Consider the following 239-nt stretch of genomic DNA (forward strand, 5'->3'; position numbering starts at 1 on the left):
ACGGCTGCACGGAGACGGGCAGGAGCGCGACGTGGGTGTAGCCCACCTCGAGGACGTACGCGGTGAGCTGGGAGGCGAGCGCGCGGTAGGGCCGGCCCAGCCGCCAGGAGCCGAGGTGCACCTCGTAGATGCTCACCGGGCCGGAGTGCGGGTCGGGCGAGCGGCGCTGGTCGATCCAGTCCTGGTCGCCCCAGGTGTACTCGGGCTCCACGACGACGGCCGCGGTGGCCGGCGGGACC

General features: G+C 74.5%; 1 pseudogene. It reads right to left on the bottom strand.

Annotated elements, in window-relative coordinates:
- Window positions 1–239, bottom strand: a pseudogene (locus tag KVT14_RS21255) (1,4-alpha-glucan branching enzyme); the annotation flags it as partial.

It is taken from the genome of Cellulomonas sp. GbtcB1 (genome assembly GCF_019091725.1).
Lineage (GTDB): Bacteria > Actinomycetota > Actinomycetes > Actinomycetales > Cellulomonadaceae > Cellulomonas.